Source organism: Pseudomonas canadensis, assembly GCF_000503215.1.
Lineage (GTDB): Bacteria > Pseudomonadota > Gammaproteobacteria > Pseudomonadales > Pseudomonadaceae > Aquipseudomonas > Aquipseudomonas canadensis.
The window spans coordinates 1-16,314 of record NZ_AYTD01000009.1 but is presented as its reverse complement, the minus strand read 5'-3'; the positions used below and the strand labels follow the sequence as shown (position 1 = coordinate 16,314).

General features: G+C 62.4%; 8 protein-coding genes. 5 read left to right on the top strand and 3 right to left on the bottom strand.

Annotated elements, in window-relative coordinates:
* Positions 1–34: 34 nt before the first annotated feature.
* The gene (gene pvdP, locus U367_RS0104335; protein ID WP_028615829.1) at positions 35–1,660 is read right to left on the bottom strand and encodes a pyoverdine maturation tyrosinase PvdP; all 1,626 of its coding nucleotides are present in this window, start codon (positions 1,658–1,660) and stop codon (positions 35–37) included.
* A 142-nt stretch (positions 1,661–1,802) separates the two neighbouring features.
* On the opposite strand from pvdP, the gene pvdM reads away from it, so the two are divergent.
* Genes pvdM through pvdO form a run of 3 tightly spaced genes read left to right on the top strand, consistent with a single transcriptional unit; the run spans position 1,803 to position 5,340 of the window.
* Complete coding sequence (gene pvdM, locus U367_RS0104330; protein WP_028615828.1) at positions 1,803–3,152, top strand: pyoverdine-tailoring dipeptidase-like protein PvdM; 1,350 nt, start codon at positions 1,803–1,805, stop codon at positions 3,150–3,152.
* 18 nt (positions 3,153–3,170) lie between these two features.
* Entirely contained in the window at positions 3,171–4,445 is a 1,275-nt protein-coding gene (gene pvdN / locus U367_RS0104325) for a pyoverdine-tailoring periplasmic protein PvdN (RefSeq protein WP_028615827.1), read from the top strand.
* 34 nt (positions 4,446–4,479) lie between these two features.
* The gene (gene pvdO / locus U367_RS0104320; RefSeq protein WP_028615826.1) at positions 4,480–5,340 is read left to right on the top strand and encodes a dihydropyoverdine dehydrogenase; all 861 of its coding nucleotides are present in this window, start codon (positions 4,480–4,482) and stop codon (positions 5,338–5,340) included.
* A 57-nt stretch (positions 5,341–5,397) separates the two neighbouring features.
* Here the strand turns inward: pvdO and U367_RS0104315 are convergent, their stop codons facing one another.
* Positions 5,398–6,228, bottom strand: a complete 831-nt coding sequence (locus U367_RS0104315; RefSeq protein WP_028615825.1) for a N(5)-hydroxyornithine transformylase PvdF — start codon at positions 6,226–6,228, stop codon at positions 5,398–5,400.
* Between the two features lie 199 nt (positions 6,229–6,427).
* Here U367_RS0104315 and U367_RS0104310 point away from each other — a divergent pair, with 199 nt between their 5' ends.
* Both U367_RS0104310 and U367_RS0104305 read left to right on the top strand, forming a co-directional pair.
* The gene (locus tag U367_RS0104310) at positions 6,428–8,080 is read left to right on the top strand and encodes a cyclic peptide export ABC transporter (RefSeq protein ID WP_028615824.1); all 1,653 of its coding nucleotides are present in this window, start codon (positions 6,428–6,430) and stop codon (positions 8,078–8,080) included.
* 154 nt (positions 8,081–8,234) lie between these two features.
* Entirely contained in the window at positions 8,235–10,616 is a 2,382-nt protein-coding gene (locus U367_RS0104305; protein WP_028615823.1) for a TonB-dependent siderophore receptor, read from the top strand.
* A gap of 139 nt (positions 10,617–10,755) precedes the next feature.
* Here U367_RS0104305 and U367_RS0104300 read toward each other — a convergent pair.
* Positions 10,756–16,314: amino acid adenylation domain-containing protein (locus tag U367_RS0104300; RefSeq protein ID WP_028615822.1), on the bottom strand; the 5,559-nt coding region annotated here is incomplete at its 5' end.

Genomic DNA, 16,314 nt, shown 5'->3' with positions numbered 1-16,314 from the left:
TCCCACTCGCCATAAAACGCGCCCGGTTCCAAAATCAGGGGGTTTTCAGCTTCAGGTGACGCGCATACCACGGCCGCTTCGGCACCCCTTTGAACAGGCCCTGCAGGCTGTTTTCGTCTTCGCCAAAGGTAATGCGCAGGGCCAGCTTCATGACCTCCGGGTCCATCTCCATCGACTTGCCCACCTGCAACCCCGGCGTGGTGCTGCAGCCATGGGTATCCGGGCCTAGCCAGGGATCGCCGACCTCTACCCAACGGCCCGGCGCGAACCAGGCCACGCCGTTGACTTGCAGGCGCTGGACTTCGCCCGGATTGAAGCGCTCATGGGCGCGGAACCAGTCTTCGATGCGGTCGTCGATCCAGCCATGGAAATGCCAGAACACCGGGTTGACATGGGATGAGAACGGGTCGCCGAGGAAGTCGTTTTCCGCTGCATACCAGCGCGCTGCGAAATCAGCGGGGTCACGGGCCATGGGCACGGGGGCGCCGTTGGAGGGGTCGCGCGGCACGGAGGCCCAACGCATGTGCAGCCAGTCGTGCAGGCCCAGCTCCATTTCGGAGCCCAACTGGCCCAGGGTGAATTTGGCCAGGTAGCGCGGGTCGCGGTATCGGGACTCCCACACCTGAAAGTTGCTGTGATAGGTCTCGGCGGCCTTGATGTCGCTGACCCACTGAGTGTATTCGGTGTCGTCCGGCGCCGACCAGGTGGGCGGCAGCGCGAAGCCGTCGTGGTTGTCGAAGTAACGCAGAAAGCCCAGGCGATCACGCTCCAGGGCCGGTTGCGGTTCGGGAAATTGCGGCCATGAAGGCAGATCCTGCATGGAGCGCGCGGTGCCGAGCATGTGGCGGTGCATGAAGAAGAAGTCGATACCCGAGCCGTTACGGTCCTTGCGTTTACCCCGGGCATCGCGTTCCTGGCCGCGTGGGCCGGGTTGCCAGCCAATACCACGCAGGGCGTCGCGTTTTTCCTCGGAGAGTTTGTGCCACTGGTCACGGGTGGCGTGCCATAGTTGATGGAACAGGCGGTGTTCGGGCGCAATCAGCCAAGCCAGCAAGGTCGGGTTGAGGCCGATGCGCTGGCGGGCTTCGGGGAACCACTGCTTGTGGGCGATGAAGCGATTATCGCGCTCAACCCATGCAAGTGGCCGATCCAGGTCGAGGATCTGCCCACTGAGGGTGCTGCTGCCAGCGTTGGCAAAGGCCGCCCAGACCTCATCAAGGGTCATCTTGAATTCATAGGCGGGTGTACCGTCGACCGAATCACGGTCGATCAGGCGCCAGTAGAGCACAGCGCTCTCCCCCGTCAGCAGGTCACCCAGCACACGGTAACGCGGCTCGCCTTCGGCGCGCAGGTGGGCGGCGGTGTCCAGGTAACCGCGCAAACCGCGCCCACGGGGCGCGATGTCGAGCAGCAGTTGCAAATCTTGCAGTGGCAGCCCTTTGAGGCCGGCGTCGCGACCTTCCAGGCGCAGGTCCCACACCCCACGCAGGGTGTTTGCCAGGTGCTGACCGGCAGTGTCGGCCAGGTCCACCGTGGCTTCGCCGGGGGTGATGGGGAATTCTTCTTCGCGCGTCAACTCGCGATGGGCATAGAAAGCGGCAGGCACGGCAGCGCCTGTCAGCGCCAGGCCTGCGATGAACCCACGTCGAGAGATGGTCATTGTCTACCTTAGGAAACGGCTTTATCAGAGCTAGAACGTTTGCCCGCCGGGGAAATTTACCGAGGCGCCCTCGCCGCCTAAATTTTGCCGCCGATCACTCGTTCTTCCCTGATAGCGAAGGCCTCAACTGACTGAGATGGCAATGACAAAACCACGTTCGAAAAAGGCGCTGTACATCGGCCTGCCGCTGGCACTGGCCATCGGTGCCGGAGCCGGTTTCCTGGTCTGGGATCACTGGTTCAAGGGCAATGCCGGCTACCCGCTGGCGGTGATCAAGCAGGCCAACGAAATGCAGGACCGACTGCTGTCGTTCGACAGCCATATCACCGTGCCCGTGGATTTCGGCACCGCCGGCAACGAGGCGGACAAGGACGGCGAAGGTCAGTTCGACCTGGTCAAGGCGGCACGCGGGCGCTTGTCCGGCGCAGCATTGACCATCTTCGGCTGGCCGGAAATCTGGAACGGCCCCAACGCCCCGCACAAACCCACCGACGGTTTTGTCGAGGCCGCGCGCAACGAGCAGGAAGTGCGCTACAAGATCATCAGCGGCATGGTGCGCGACTTCCCCAATCAGGTCGCCATCGCCTACACCCCGGATGACTTCCGGCGCCTGCATGGCGAAGGCAAGTTTGCGATCTTTATCAGCATGCTCAACGCCTACCCACTGGGCAACGACTTGAACCAGTTGGACCTGTGGGCGGCGCGCGGCATGCGCATGTTCGGCTTCAGCTATGTGGGCAATAACGCCTGGTCGGACTCATCGCGACCACTGCCGTTTTTCAATGATTCCACCGACGCCCTTGACGGCCTGTCGGACATCGGCAAACAAGCGGTGCACCGCCTCAATGACCTGGGGGTGATCATCGATGTGTCGCAAATGTCAACCAAGGCGCTGGAGCAAGTGGCGCAATTGAGCCGCACGCCGATGGTGGCGTCCCATTCGGCGCCGCGCGCCTTCGTGGATATCCCGCGCAACCTGAGCGACAAAGAGCTGCAACTGATCAAGAACAGTGGCGGCGTGGTGCAGATCGTAGGCTTCTCCGCCTACCTGCGCCCGCTGAGCCAGCCGACCCAGGACAAACTCAACGCCCTGCGCGCACGCTTCGACCTGCCGCCCCTGCCTAACCTGGCCGTGGCCCTTATGCCGGGCGACGCGATCATCGCCGCCTGGCCGGAACACAAGTTCGGCGAGTACGCCAGCGCGCTGTACGGCATCCTCGATGAAGAACCGAAGGCCACCCTCAAGGACCTGGGCGATGCCATCGACTACACCGTGCGCAAGATCGGCATCGACCATGTCGGCCTGTCGTCGGACTTCAACGATGGCGGCGGCGTCCAGGGTTGGAACAACGTCGGCGAAATACGCAACGTCACCGCCGAACTGATCCAACGCGGCTACTCCGAAGCCGATATTGCCAAGCTGTGGGGAGGCAACTTCCTGCGGGTGTGGGACCAGGTCCAAAAAGCCGCCAAGCCCTTGGCCAACCGTTAATCATCTAGAAGCCCGTCCATGACCGACCGCCGTACCTTTCTCAAGCAGGCTGGGGTACTTGCCGCCAGCCTGCCACTAGGCGCCGCCCTGCTTCCGCAGGCCATCGCCGCCAACGCAGCAACCGATGACCCATGGACGGGACTCAAGCAACTGTTCAACCAGGACCCGGACTACCTGCATTTTTCCAACTTTCTGGTGGCAACTCACCCCAAGCCGGTGCGCGAGGCCATCGAGCGCTACCGCGCGCAGATCGACCGCAACCCAGGGCTGGCCATGGACTGGGACCTGCAGGAAACCTGGAAGCGCGAAGGCCAGGTGCGCGAATGGGCCGGCCGTTACCTGAAGGCCACCCCACCGCAAATCGCCCTGACCGGAAGTACGTCCGAAGGTTTGGCGATGATTTATGGCGGGATCAAGGTACGGCCTGACCAGGAGATCCTCACCACCGTCCACGAACACTACGCCACCGAGTTCAGCCTGGATTTCCGGGTGCGCAAAGAGCAGACCCAGGTCCGCAAGATTCGCCTGTTCGACAACGCCAACCGCGTATCGGCCGACGAGGTGCTGGGCAACATCCAGCGCAATATCCGCGCCAACACCCGCGTACTCGGCATGACCTGGGTGCAGTCCGGCAGCGGCGTGAAGCTGCCCATCGGCGAGATCGGCAAGCTGGTGGAAGAACACAACCGCAACCGTGACGACAAGGACCGCATCCTCTATGTAGTGGACGGTGTGCACGGTTTCGGCGTGGAAAACCTCGACTTCCCGGACATGCACTGCGACTTTTTCATCGCCGGCACCCACAAATGGATGTTCGGTCCACGCGGCACCGGCCTGGTCTGCGCCCGCGACTCGCAAAACAAGTATGTGACACCGATGGTACCGACCTTTTCCGAAGACAAGGACTTCGCCACCATCATGACCCCGGGCGGCTACCACGCCTTCGAGCATCGCTGGGCGGCGGACGAGGCCTTCAAACTGCACCTGCAACTGGGCAAGGCGCAGGTGCAGGCGCGGATTCACGCACTCAATACCGAACTGAAAGAGCAATTGCTGACCCACCCGAAGATCGAACTGGTCACCCCGCACAGCCCTGAACTGTCCGCTGGTTTCACTTTCTTCCGCGTCAAAGGCCAGGACAGTGATGCCGTGGCGGCCTACATGATGAAAAACCGCGTGGTGATCGACGCGGTGGACCGCGATGTCGGCCCGGTGATCCGCACCGCCCCCGGCCTGCTCAATTCCTCCTCCGAGATCCAGCGCTTCATGACCTTGCTGAGCCAGCGGGCGTGACGCACACCTTTTCCCCTTTGAATGAGAGGCCCACATGAACAAACCCCTCACGGCCCTGGCGCTCACCGCCCTGTGCGGCGCCTTGCTGCCCAACCTGGCCCAGGCCGCCGCGCCGCAACCCGGCAAGGTGTTCAAGGATTGCAAGGACTGCCCGGAAATGGTGGTGCTGCCCGCCGGCACCTTCACCATGGGCACGCCCGAGGATGAAGTCGGCCGCGAGCCGGATGAAGGCCCGATGCATGAGGTGACCTTCGCCAAGCCATTCGCCATGAGCCGCTTCCACATCACCGCTGGCGAATGGGACAGCTACGTGCGCCAGACCGGCGTGAAGATCGCCGATGGCGACACCCGCCCAGGCCGCGAGTGCATCGCCAGCAAGCCACGCTATCCCCAAGGCCCGCGCCAGCCGGCGGTGTGCATGGACATGGATGACATCAAGAACTATGTAGCTTGGCTATCGAAAAAGACCGGCCAGCAGTACCACATGGTCAGCGAGTCCCAGCGCGAATACGCCGCACGCGCCGGCTCTACCGGACCGTTCCCCTTCCCGTTCGATGAAGGCAAGGACTACAGCATCGCCAAGCACGCCAATACCTATGGCCCCACAGATGGCTACAGCTACTCGTCGCCGGTCGGCAGTTACCCGCCGAATGCGTTTGGCATGTACGACATGCATGGCAACGTCTACGAGCGAGTGGCCGACTGCGAACATCCCAACTACATCGGCGCGCCTACCGATGGCAGCGCGTGGATGGAGCCGAACTGCGAGGGCTACATGATCCGGGGCAATGACTGGGGTGAAGCGCCGGTGTTTTCGCGCTCGGGGAATCGCAACACCATCTATCCGCAGACGCGGGGGGATTGGATTGGGTTCCGCGTAGTGCGCGACCTGTAACACCCAGGAGATTTAATGTGGGAGCAAACCCGCTCCCACATTCTTAACCGTGCCCGCTTAGATTCCCTTCTGCGCCAGCAACGCCAAGCCTTCATGCAACGCCGGGAACAGGCTGTTGTTGAAGTTGTTCCAGCGCAATTCGAGGATGGTGTCTTCCGGCGTGATCTCGGTCTTGAGCACGTCGTGGAACACCTCGCCCGAATCAATGCCGTTGTCGACGTAGTGGAACGAGGCGCCGGTGAGGTACAGCGGTTCCGAAGGCGTGGTGGCCTTGGTCGCCCAATCCGTAACCGTCAGACCACGTGCGCCATACAAGGCGTTCCAGGTGGCGTAGGCACCACGGCGCTCGTACGGCGATTCAATACGGGTAATGCCCGGATGGATGTTCATGATGCGCCGGGCAAACGGCGCACCAGGGCGCACCAGCTCATCCAGGATCACCAGCAGGCCGTCCAGTACCACGATATCGGCCTTCAACTCCACCAGCGTGTCATGCAGGCGGCGTTCGAAATCCTGCTTGCCGGCGATATGTTCCGCACTGCCCCGTGGCAGGCGTCGATAGGTCGACGGCACGCTCAGCAGCAAGTCATTGACCCGGCGCCCCTGCACGCGCAGGTCGGCCGGATACAGCCACTGGCGACCCGGCTGGTAGGCAAAACCGTAGTCGGCCACCAATTGCTGATCCCGCGGGTTCTGCTCGTCATCGTCATACACCACGCCCACCAGGTTGTAGGCCTCGCCCAGCGGCGTGTCGTTCAGCGCCCCCACCAGGGATTCCAGCACCGACATCATGTAGCGCTCATGGTCCTTGTAGGCCACCGGCTGCCCGGCCTTGTCGGCCGCGGCATTGCGCAAGGACCACACGTACACCAGATTCTTTTTCGTCATTGTTTCGCTCTCGCTGGATAGATCAGGCACGCCAATACGCGTGCGCCTACACCACAAGAACGAACCAGCCCCCTTGCAATTTATCCACCCCCTTCACCGCCCGGCACACCGAGCTAAATAGTCGCGCCAATCCTTCGTTTGTCATGGGTAAGGGTCTGTGTGCCCAGCCCCCTCTTTTTTCACTTTCCGGGAAGTATTTATGACCGACCCCAAGCACGGCGCCTTCAACGGTCTGCTCGCATTGCTCAGGCCCTTTCGCACCATCGTGACGGTCTCCGTCGCCCTGGGCATGGCCGGCGGCCTGGCCATCACGTTGCTGCTGGCGACGATCAACAACGCCCTGCACTCTACGACCGGGATGACGCAGGGGGTGATCCTGACGTTTGCGGCGTTGTGCCTGTTGGCCCTGACCAGCTCGATCGTCTCGGATATCGGCACCAACTACGTCGGCCAGCGAATTATCGCGGCCCTGCGCAAGGACCTGGGTGAAAAAGTGCTGTCGGCGCCCATCGAACAGATCGAACAGTACCGCTCCCACCGCCTGATTCCGGTGCTGACCCATGATGTCGACACCATCAGTGACTTTTCCTTCGCCTTCACTCCGCTGGCCATCGCAACGACGGTGACCCTGGGCTGCCTGGGCTACCTGGCCTACCTGTCGGTGCCGATGTTCCTGATGATGGTGGTCGCCATCATCATTGGCAGCAGCGTGCAATTCATCGCCGGTGCCAAGGGCATTCGCGGTTTCGATGAGGCCCGCGACCAAGAAGACGAGCTGCAACGCTACTATTCCGCAATCGCCTCGGGCGCCAAGGAATTGCGCATCCACCGGCCCCGCCGCTACCGCATGAACACCCACCGCATCCAGGAAACCGCCGACCGTATCAGCGATATCCAGGTGCGCTCGGTGAACATCTATATCGTCGCCAAAACCTTCGGCTCGATGCTGTTTTTCGTGGTCATCGGCCTGGCCCTGGCGATGCAGGCCTACAGCCCCAACCCGGACCCGGCGGTGATCACCGGCTTCGTACTGGTGCTGTTGTACATGAAAGGCCCCTTGGAGCATGTGGTGGGTTACTTGCCAATCATCGGCAAGGCGCGGATTGCCTTTGCGCGCATCACCGAATTGTCCGACCGCTTCTCGTCGCCCGAACCCCACCTGTTGATGGATGGCAGCGAAGCCCCCACGCCGGTGGTCAACAGCCTGGAACTGCGCGGCGTCAGCTACAGCCCGCCGCCGGTGGAAGGCAGCCAACCCTTCCACCTTGGGCCGATCAACCTGAGCATCAAGCAGGGCGACATCGTGTTTATCGTGGGCGAGAACGGCTGCGGCAAGACCACCCTGATCAAGCTGTTGCTGGGCCTGTACCAACCCCAGGCCGGGGAAATTCGCCTCAATGGCGAAACCGTGACCGATCCGGCGCGCGACGACTACCGCCAGTTGTTCACCACGGTGTTTGCTGACTATTACCTGTTCGATGACCTGGTCCAAGGCAGCGCCACCCAGTCACTGGACAGCGCGACCAAGTACCTGGAGCGCCTGGAAATCGCGCACAAGGTCAGCGTCAAGGACGGCGTGTTCAGCACCACCGACCTGTCCACCGGCCAACGCAAACGCCTGGCCCTGGTCAACGCCTGGCTGGAAGAACGGCCGGTGCTGGTGTTCGACGAATGGGCCGCCGACCAGGACCCGGCCTTCCGCCGCGTTTTCTATACCGAGTTGCTGCCGGACCTCAAGCGCCTGGGCAAGACCATCATCGTGATCAGCCACGACGACCGCTATTTCGACATCGCCGACCAGTTGGTGCGCCTGCGCGCCGGCCAAGTGGTGCACGAAATGGAACCGGCGTGAATTTCTTTTCCGGTTTCTGCAGGTAGGAACGTCTCACTAGTGGTAATGAGAACCAACCCCAACAAATATTTAAAATCTGCCCACTAAATACCTAGAAGAGAATTCACCCATGCCAGCAACATTTGGTCTGAGTCCCTTGAGCAAGGCACTCTCCATGCGCCGCCTCTTGAACACCCACGTGCGACCTGGCGCGATTGCCGTTGCGCTGACGCTGCCAGTCGCCGGTTATGTTCAGGCGCAGGAGATCGAGCTGAATGTCCCTGCACAGTCGCTGGGTAGCGCTCTTCAAGAATTTGGTAAGCAGGCCAACCTGCAAGTGCTGTACAGCCCGACCGACGTCGAAGGCAAACGCAGCCACAAGGTCAAGGGCAAGTTGCAGCCTGGCCAGGCCATGACCACGCTGCTGACCGGCACCGGCGTGGACTTCGACCTGCAAGGCAACACGATGACACTGACTGCCGGCCGCTCGTCCGCCCTGGAGCTGGGCGCCACCCAGGTGACCGCCAACCAGCTCGGCACCATTACCGAAGGTTCGGGTTCCTATACGCCCGGGACCATCGCGACCGCGACCCGCATGGTGCTGACGCCACGGGAGACGCCGCAATCGATCTCGGTGGTGACCCGCCAGGCCATGGATGACTTCAACCTCAAGTCGATCGACGACGTGATGCGCCATACCCCGGGCATCACTGTTGCCGCGTATGACAGCGAACGCACCAGCTACTTCTCCCGTGGCTTTGCCATCCAGAACTTCCAGTACGACGGCATTCCCATCCTGCAAGACGCCCAGTATTCGTCCGGCCACACCCTGACCGACACAGTGATCTACGACCGCGTCGAAATCCTCAAGGGCGCGACCGGCCTGCTGACCGGCGCCGGTGGCCCTGGCGGCACCATCAACATGGTCCGCAAGAAGCCGACCTCGGAATTCAAGGGCTACATCGACCTGGGCGCCGGTTCCTGGGACAACTACCGCTCGGAAGTGGATGTGAGCGGTCCGCTCACCGAATCCGGCAACGTGCGTGGCCGTGCGGTGGCGGCCTACCAGGACAAACACACGTTCCTCGATCACTACCAGCGCAAGACCAACGTGTACTACGGCATCCTGGAATTCGATCTGGCGCCGGACACGCTGCTGACCGTCGGCGGTGACTACCAGGACAGCGACCCACAAGGCTCCAGCTGGTCAGGGGCGGCGTCGCTGTATGACTCCGTGGGCAACCGCATCAGCACCTCGCGTTCGTTCAACAACGGCGCCAAGTACAGCAAGTGGGCCCAGTACACCCGCACCGGGTTCGCGACCCTGGAACATACGTTCGATAACGGCTGGGTTGGCAAGGCGCAGTACAACCACCAGATCAATGGCTACAAGGCACCGTTGTCCGCCCTGCTAGCACCGAACGCAGCCACCGGCAAGGCTTCGCTGCTTACGCGTACCTACAATGGCGAGACCACCAGCGACACCGGCGACCTGTACGCCACCGGGCCTTTCAGCCTGTTCGGCCGCGAGCATGAACTGGTGGTCGGCGCCTCGGTCTCGCGCTCCCGCTGGCTGGGCCGCGACTACACCAACGCCACCAACTACAACAACAGCCACGATTACTTCGATTGGGACGGCGACGCACCCAAGCCTGACCGTGGCCCGCAGACCAAGCGCAACGACGAGCTGACCCGCCAGAGCGCCCAGTACATCACCGGCCGCTTCAGCCTGGCCGATGACTGGCACCTGATCCTGGGTACCCGAGTCAACAACTACGAGGTCAGCGGCACCAGCCAGGTCAAGGACACCGGCAAGGTCGTGCCTTACGCCGGCCTAACCTACGACTTCACCGAGAACCTCTCGGCCTATGCCAGCTTCACCGAGATCTACCTGCCTCAGGACGACTACCGCGACCGCAATAACAAGCCGATCGAACCGGATGAAGGCAAGAACTATGAGGTCGGCTTCAAGGGCGAGTTCTTCGATGGCCGCCTCAACGCCAGCCTCGCCTACTTCGAAGTACACGAGAAAAACCGTGCCATCGACGACAATGACTACATACCCGACAGCTACCCTGGTCTTGACTACGCGTCCAAGGGCACCGAGGCCAAGACCAAGGGCTATGAAGCGGAAGTCTCCGGCGAGCTGGCCCCCGGCTGGCAGTTGCAGGCGGGCTACACGCACAAGATCATGCGCGACAAAGACGGTGAAAAACTCTCGACCTGGGAGCCGGAAGACCAAATCAACCTCTACACCAGCTACAAGCTGACCGGCGCCCTCGACAAGCTGACCCTGGGCAGCGGCGTGCGCTGGCAGGGTACGGGCTGGAAGGTGCTGACCAACAACTACGCCACCGGCAGCCAGGATAAACTCTCCCAGGATCCGCTCTGGCTGGTGGACCTGATGGCCCGTTACCAGGTCACCGAGAACGTATCGGCCAGCCTCAATGTCAACAACATCTTCGACAAGAAGTACTACACCAACATCGGCTTCTACAATTCGGTCTACTACGGTGACCCGCGTAACATCATGCTCAGCACCCGCTGGAACTTCTGATGCATAGACGCTAGCCGTTCCAACCAAGCCCCTGGCCATGCGCAATGACCAGGGGCTTTTTAGTACGCGCCTGCCCGTACACCCGGCGCAAAAAAAGCCCCTGGCCGTAGAGGCCAGGGGCTTGGGTTGCTGCCGACCGTTACTTCATCGCATCGGCGAAGCTCTGCACAAACGCAGCGTTATCGATGATGCGATCGTGGGTGGAGTCGATCAGCACCGACTGTTGGACACACCCCTGGCCCACCACCTGCTCCATGGTCGCTTCAATCAATTGGCGATGCTGGCCTGCACGGCTGCCGGCGGCCCACCAGCAGCGGAGCGGCGCCTTGAGCGGTTTGAAGTCGGCGTCCTTGAGCCGCTGGCCCAGGGTGCGGTCTAGCTCCCAGGAGATCTGCGCTTCATCCCCTTCAAGCAAGCTTGCCTTGATTTCCCGGAACGTCTCGCCCAACGCCTCTTCAGCCCAGGCGCCCAGTGCCTGCCATTGCTGCGCTTCATCACTGAAGAATGCCTGGCTGTCCAACCAGGCGGTGCGGATCTGCTGGCTCGACGCCGGGAACATCACCTGCAACAGTTCAACGCGGCGCTGGTTGACCGACAGATCATCGTCATCCGCAATCACCGCTGCGTCCCAGTAAGCCTTGAGCCAGTAAGGCGGCGAAGCATCGATCCAGCCGACCACTTCCACCTCACGCCCGGCTTGCTCCAAGGCATAGGCGACTTCCATGGCCAGGTTACCGCCCATGGACCAGCCCGCGAGACGATAGCGCCCCTCAGGCAACGCATCGAGCAATTGCCCGGTGTAGTCCTCGACCATCGCTTGCCAGCTCGGTACGGCGCTACCCTCCTCGGCCAACGCGCGGCAGATCACGCCCATCACCGGCCGCCGCTCGCGCAGTGCCAGTCCGATGGCCTTGTAGCAATGCACCGAGCCGTAGCTTGGGTGGAACAGGAACAGCGGCGTGCCTTCGGTCTGGCTGTTGAGCTTGACGATCAGCGACTGCCCCGCGCCGTTGCCCAGGCAATTCACCTGCCCTGCGACCGTGGGGTTAAGCATCAATTGGCTGACCGACAGCGTCTTGCCGGTGGCCTTGCGGATGCGTTCCTTGAGCATCAATACCAGCAGCGAGTGACCGCCCAGTTCAAAGAAGTTGTCATCCAGCCCAACTCGCTCGACATCCAGCACCTCGCCCCAGATCGTTGCAAGGCGCTGTTCCTGCTCGGTGTGTGGCGCGCGGAACACCTGCTGGTGCTGAGACGCGTCGGGCTTGGGCAAGGCCTTGCGGTCCAGTTTGCCGTTCGGGCTCAGGGGCATCTGTTCCAGCAACACCCACTGCGCCGGAATCATGTAGTCGGGTAAATTCGCCGCAAGGTGCGCACTGAGCGGTTCGCGCCAGTGCTCACCGGGCGTTTGCAGCACCAGGTAGCCGACCAGATGCTTGCCATCGACCACCTGCACCGACGCCTCTTGGACTTCAGCGGTTTCGAGGATGCGTGCTTCGATTTCACCCAATTCAATACGCAAGCCACGCAACTTGACCTGATGATCCAGGCGCCCGAGGTATTCGATCACACCGTCGGCGCGCTGGCGCACACGGTCACCCGTGCGGTACAAGCGCGCCCCCGACTCGAACGGCGAGGCAATGAAACGTTCAGCAGTCAGCGCGGGACGGCGGTGGTAGCCGCGCGCCAGGCCCAGGCCGCCCAAGTACAACTCGCCCGCCACGCCGACGGGGACCGCTTGCAACTGGGCATCCAGCACGTAAGTCTGCAGATTGGCGATCGGCTGGCCGATGGGTACCGTGTCGCGTTGTTCATCGACGCAGGTCCAGTGGGTCACGTCGATGGCCGCTTCCGTCGGCCCGTACAGGTTGTACAGGCTGGCCGCAGGCAATTTGGCAAAGACCTGTTGCTGCGCGTCCACCGGCAACGCTTCACCGCTGCATACAATGCGGCGCAAGCTCTGGCAACTGGAGACCGCCGCATCCTGCATGAACGCCTGCAGCATCGATGGCACAAAGTGCAGCGTCGTCACCTGTTCGGCGTTGATCAGCGCCACCATCCTCGCCGGATCACGGTGATCCCCCGGCGCCGCGACCACCAGGCGCGCACCGGCCATCAACGGCCAGAAGAACTCCCAAACCGACACGTCGAAGCTGAACGGTGTCTTCTGCAACACCGTATCGCGAGGGGTCAAGTGGTAGGCCTCTTGCATCCAGCACAAGCGGTTGGTCAATGCCGAATGGCGGTTGCCCGCGCCCTTGGGCTGGCCGGTGGAGCCGGAGGTGTAGATCACATACGCGAGGTTCTCGCCGTCCAGCGCAAGGCCGGGATTGGTGTCAGGGAAGTCTTCGAACCCAGAGCCGCCCAGCAACAGGCATTCGATGCCTTCGGCACGCGGTAGTTGTTCCAGCAGGTGGGACTGGGTCAACAGCAGCTTCACGCCGCTGTCTTCAAGCATGTACGCCAGGCGCTCAGGCGGGTAATCCGGGTCCAGCGGCACATAGGCACCGCCGGCCTTGAGCACGGCGAGCAGGCCGACCACCATCTCGATGGAACGCTCCACGACCAATCCGACCAACACGTCCGGCCCGACGCCAGCCTGGATCAAGCGATGGGCAAGACGGTTGGCGCGCCGGTTCAAGTCGGCATAGCTCAGGCGCTGCGCGGCGAAGACCAGTGCGGGGGCATCCGGCGTCTGCGCAACCTGCGCTTCGATCAATTGATGCACCGGCTGTTGTGGATAGTCGCGCGCCGTGGCATTCCATTGCCTTACGAGGGTCTGCTGTTCGACAGGCTCCAGCAGCGGCAACTGGCTGACCCGCTGTTGCGGATCATCCAGCATGCCCCACAACAGGTTCTGCCAATGGGCCAGCATGCGCTCGAGAACGGCGGGCGCAAACAGGTCGGTCGCGTACGTCAGGGTGGCGTGGATACCCTCCGCCGAAGCCTGGGTGTCCAGGCTCAGGTCGAACTGCGCGGTCTGGCTGCCCCAATCCAGCCCTTCTACGCGCAAGTCCGGCAGTGACTGCCCCGACGTCATCAACCCCGCCTCACTCTGGTGGTTGAACATCACCTGGAACAGCGGGTTATGGCTGAGGCTGCGCTCTGGTTGCAGGGCCTCCACCAACTGCTCGAACGGCAGGTCCTGATGGCTCTGGGCGTCCAGGCTGCGGCGCTTGACCTGCTGCAACAATTGGCCGACAGAGAGCTGCCCATCGATATCCGCCTTGAATACCTGAGTGTTGACGAAGAACCCGACAAGGCGTTCCACCTCAACCCGGCTGCGGTTGGCGATTGGCACACCGACGCGGATGTCCTGCTGGCCACTGTAGCGGTACAGCAGACTCTGGAAAGACGCCAGCAACACCATGAACAACGTGACGCCTTCACGCTGCGCCAGAGCATTGAGCCCGGCGGCCAGCGCGGGCGGCAATTCAAGTTGCAGGCTGGCGCCACGGTAGCTTTGCAGCGCCGGCCGCGCATTCGCAGTGGGCAGTTCCAGTACCGGCTGTTCGCCGCCTAACAGTTGCTGCCAATACGCCAATTGACGTTCGCGCTCGCCCGCCGCCATCCACTGGCGCTGCCAGTGCGCGTAATCGGCGTATTGCAGCGCCAGTTCCGGCAACTGCGGCGTCTGGCCCTGGCTGTAGGCGGCGTATAGCTGTACCAACTCATCGACCATCACTTGCATCGACCAGCCGTCTGTCACGATGTGATGCTGCACCAGCACCAGTACATGTTCATCGTCAGTCAGACGCAGCAAGGTGACGCGCAGCAGTGGGCCACTCTGCAAGTCGAAGGGCCGGGCAATCTCGGCTTCGACCTGCTGTTGAAGATGGACGGCGTCGGCATCTGCCCGTGCAATCACCAGCGCAGTGGCTGGGCGAATCACTTGAACCGCACGCTCGCCATCCTGGTAGACCTGGGTACGCAGGCTCTCATGACGCATCACCAGTGCGTCGAAGCTGCGCTGCAAGGCCTGTTGGTCCAAGTGCCCGTTCAGGCGTAACACGCTGGGAATATGGTAAGCCGCGCTGTGCGGGTCCAGTTGCCAAAGGAACCACTGGCGTTCCTGAGCAAACGACAGCGCCAACGGCTGGTCACGCCCGACCGCCAGCATCGGCGGCGCCAGCGTCTGGTCCGCAGCCTGCGAGGCCAACACAAAGCCTTCCAACTGCGGCGCCTCGAACAAGGTGCGCAAGGCGACCTCTCGTCCAAGCAGTTGACGCACACGCGAGATCACCTGCATGGCCAGCAACGAATGCCCGCCAAGCTCGAAGAAGTGATCGTTCAGGCCGATACGCTCGGCCCCCAACACCTGCGCCCAGATCGCCGCGACCTGCTGCTGCAACGGCGTTACCGGCTCAACCCAGACGCCTTGCGACTGCGCGGTGTCCGGCTGCGGCAGGCCCTTGCGGTCGAGCTTGCCGTTGGGGGTCAGCGGCATCTGCGCCAGGAACATGAAGTGCGCGGGCACCATGTAATCCGGCAGATGGGTTTTCAGCGCACGGCGCAAGGTTTCGCGCAATTGGGTTTCATTGGCGAGCGGGCCCTCGGCCGGCACGACATACGCCACCAGTTGTTTGCCGGTCGGACCGTCCTGGGCGACCACCACGGTTTCGCCAACGTTGTCCTGCTCACGCAGGCGCGCTTCGATCTCGCCCAGTTCGATGCGGAAACCACGGATCTTCACCTGATGGTCGACACGCCCGAGGTAATCCACCACGCCATCCGGACGGCCACGGGTCAGGTCGCCGCTGCGATACACGCGGCTGCCAGGTTTGCCGAATGGGTCCGGCACAAAACGCTCGGCAGTCAGTGCCGGCCGTTCCAGATAACCCCGTGCCACGCCTTCGCCGCCCAGGTACAACTCGCCAGCTACGCCGATGGGTTGCAGGTTGAGTTGCGAGTCCAGCACGTAGCCGCTGCGGTTGCCCAATAGCGTGCCGATAGGCGCGTAGACGGCACCGCATGGATCGCCACGGCGAGCCTTCCACAGCAACGGCGTGACCACGGTTTCAGTCGGGCCGTAACCGTTGAACAGGTAAGTCGGCTTGAGTGCGCGCCAGGCCAGGTCGTAGCTGGCCTGGGCTACCGCATCACCGCCAAAGCAGTACACACGCACCTTGGGTGGGTTGCCGTCACGCTCGGCATGCTCGGCCAACTGTTGCAGGTACACCGGCGGGAACACCGCCATGGTCACATTGTGGCGGTGCATTTGTGCGTAGGTGTATTCGGGCAGCCACAGGCTGTCGTCACGGACCAGCACGCTGGCGCCATTGATCAGCGGGTGCATCCAGCCTTCGTGGGAGCCGTCGAAGGCGAACGACATGAAGTGCAGTTCACAGTCAGCCGGCGATGTTTCATAGCGCTCGCCGGTGGCGATGATGTGCGCCACCAACGGGCCATGGGACACTGCCACGCCTTTTGGCATGCCGGTGGAGCCGGAGGTGTAGATCACGTAGGCCAGGTTATCGCCGTCCAGCTTCACGTCCGGCGCAGTGTCGCGGTAATCGGCCCAGTCTTCGGTGCGATCAATCGCCAGGGTGTCCAAGCCCTCGGGAATCGGCAGTTGCTGCAACGCGCGGCTATGGGTCAGCAACAATTGCGCACGGCTGTCTTGCATCATGTACAGCAGGCGGTCACGCGGGTATTCGATGTCCAGCGGCACATACACGCCACCGGCTTTCATCACCGC

Bases quoted from the DNA above. Each gene is read 5' to 3' on its own strand.
- pvdP (WP_028615829.1), bottom strand. From the start codon at position 1,660: ATGACCATCTCTCGACGTGGGTTCATCGCAGGCCTGGCGCTGACAGGC.
- pvdM (WP_028615828.1), top strand. From the start codon at position 1,803: ATGACAAAACCACGTTCGAAAAAGGCGCTGTACATCGGCCTGCCGCTG.
- pvdN (WP_028615827.1), top strand. From the start codon at position 3,171: ATGACCGACCGCCGTACCTTTCTCAAGCAGGCTGGGGTACTTGCCGCC.
- pvdO (WP_028615826.1), top strand. From the start codon at position 4,480: ATGAACAAACCCCTCACGGCCCTGGCGCTCACCGCCCTGTGCGGCGCC.
- U367_RS0104315 (WP_028615825.1), bottom strand. From the start codon at position 6,228: ATGACGAAAAAGAATCTGGTGTACGTGTGGTCCTTGCGCAATGCCGCG.
- U367_RS0104310 (WP_028615824.1), top strand. From the start codon at position 6,428: ATGACCGACCCCAAGCACGGCGCCTTCAACGGTCTGCTCGCATTGCTC.
- U367_RS0104305 (WP_028615823.1), top strand. From the start codon at position 8,235: ATGCGCCGCCTCTTGAACACCCACGTGCGACCTGGCGCGATTGCCGTT.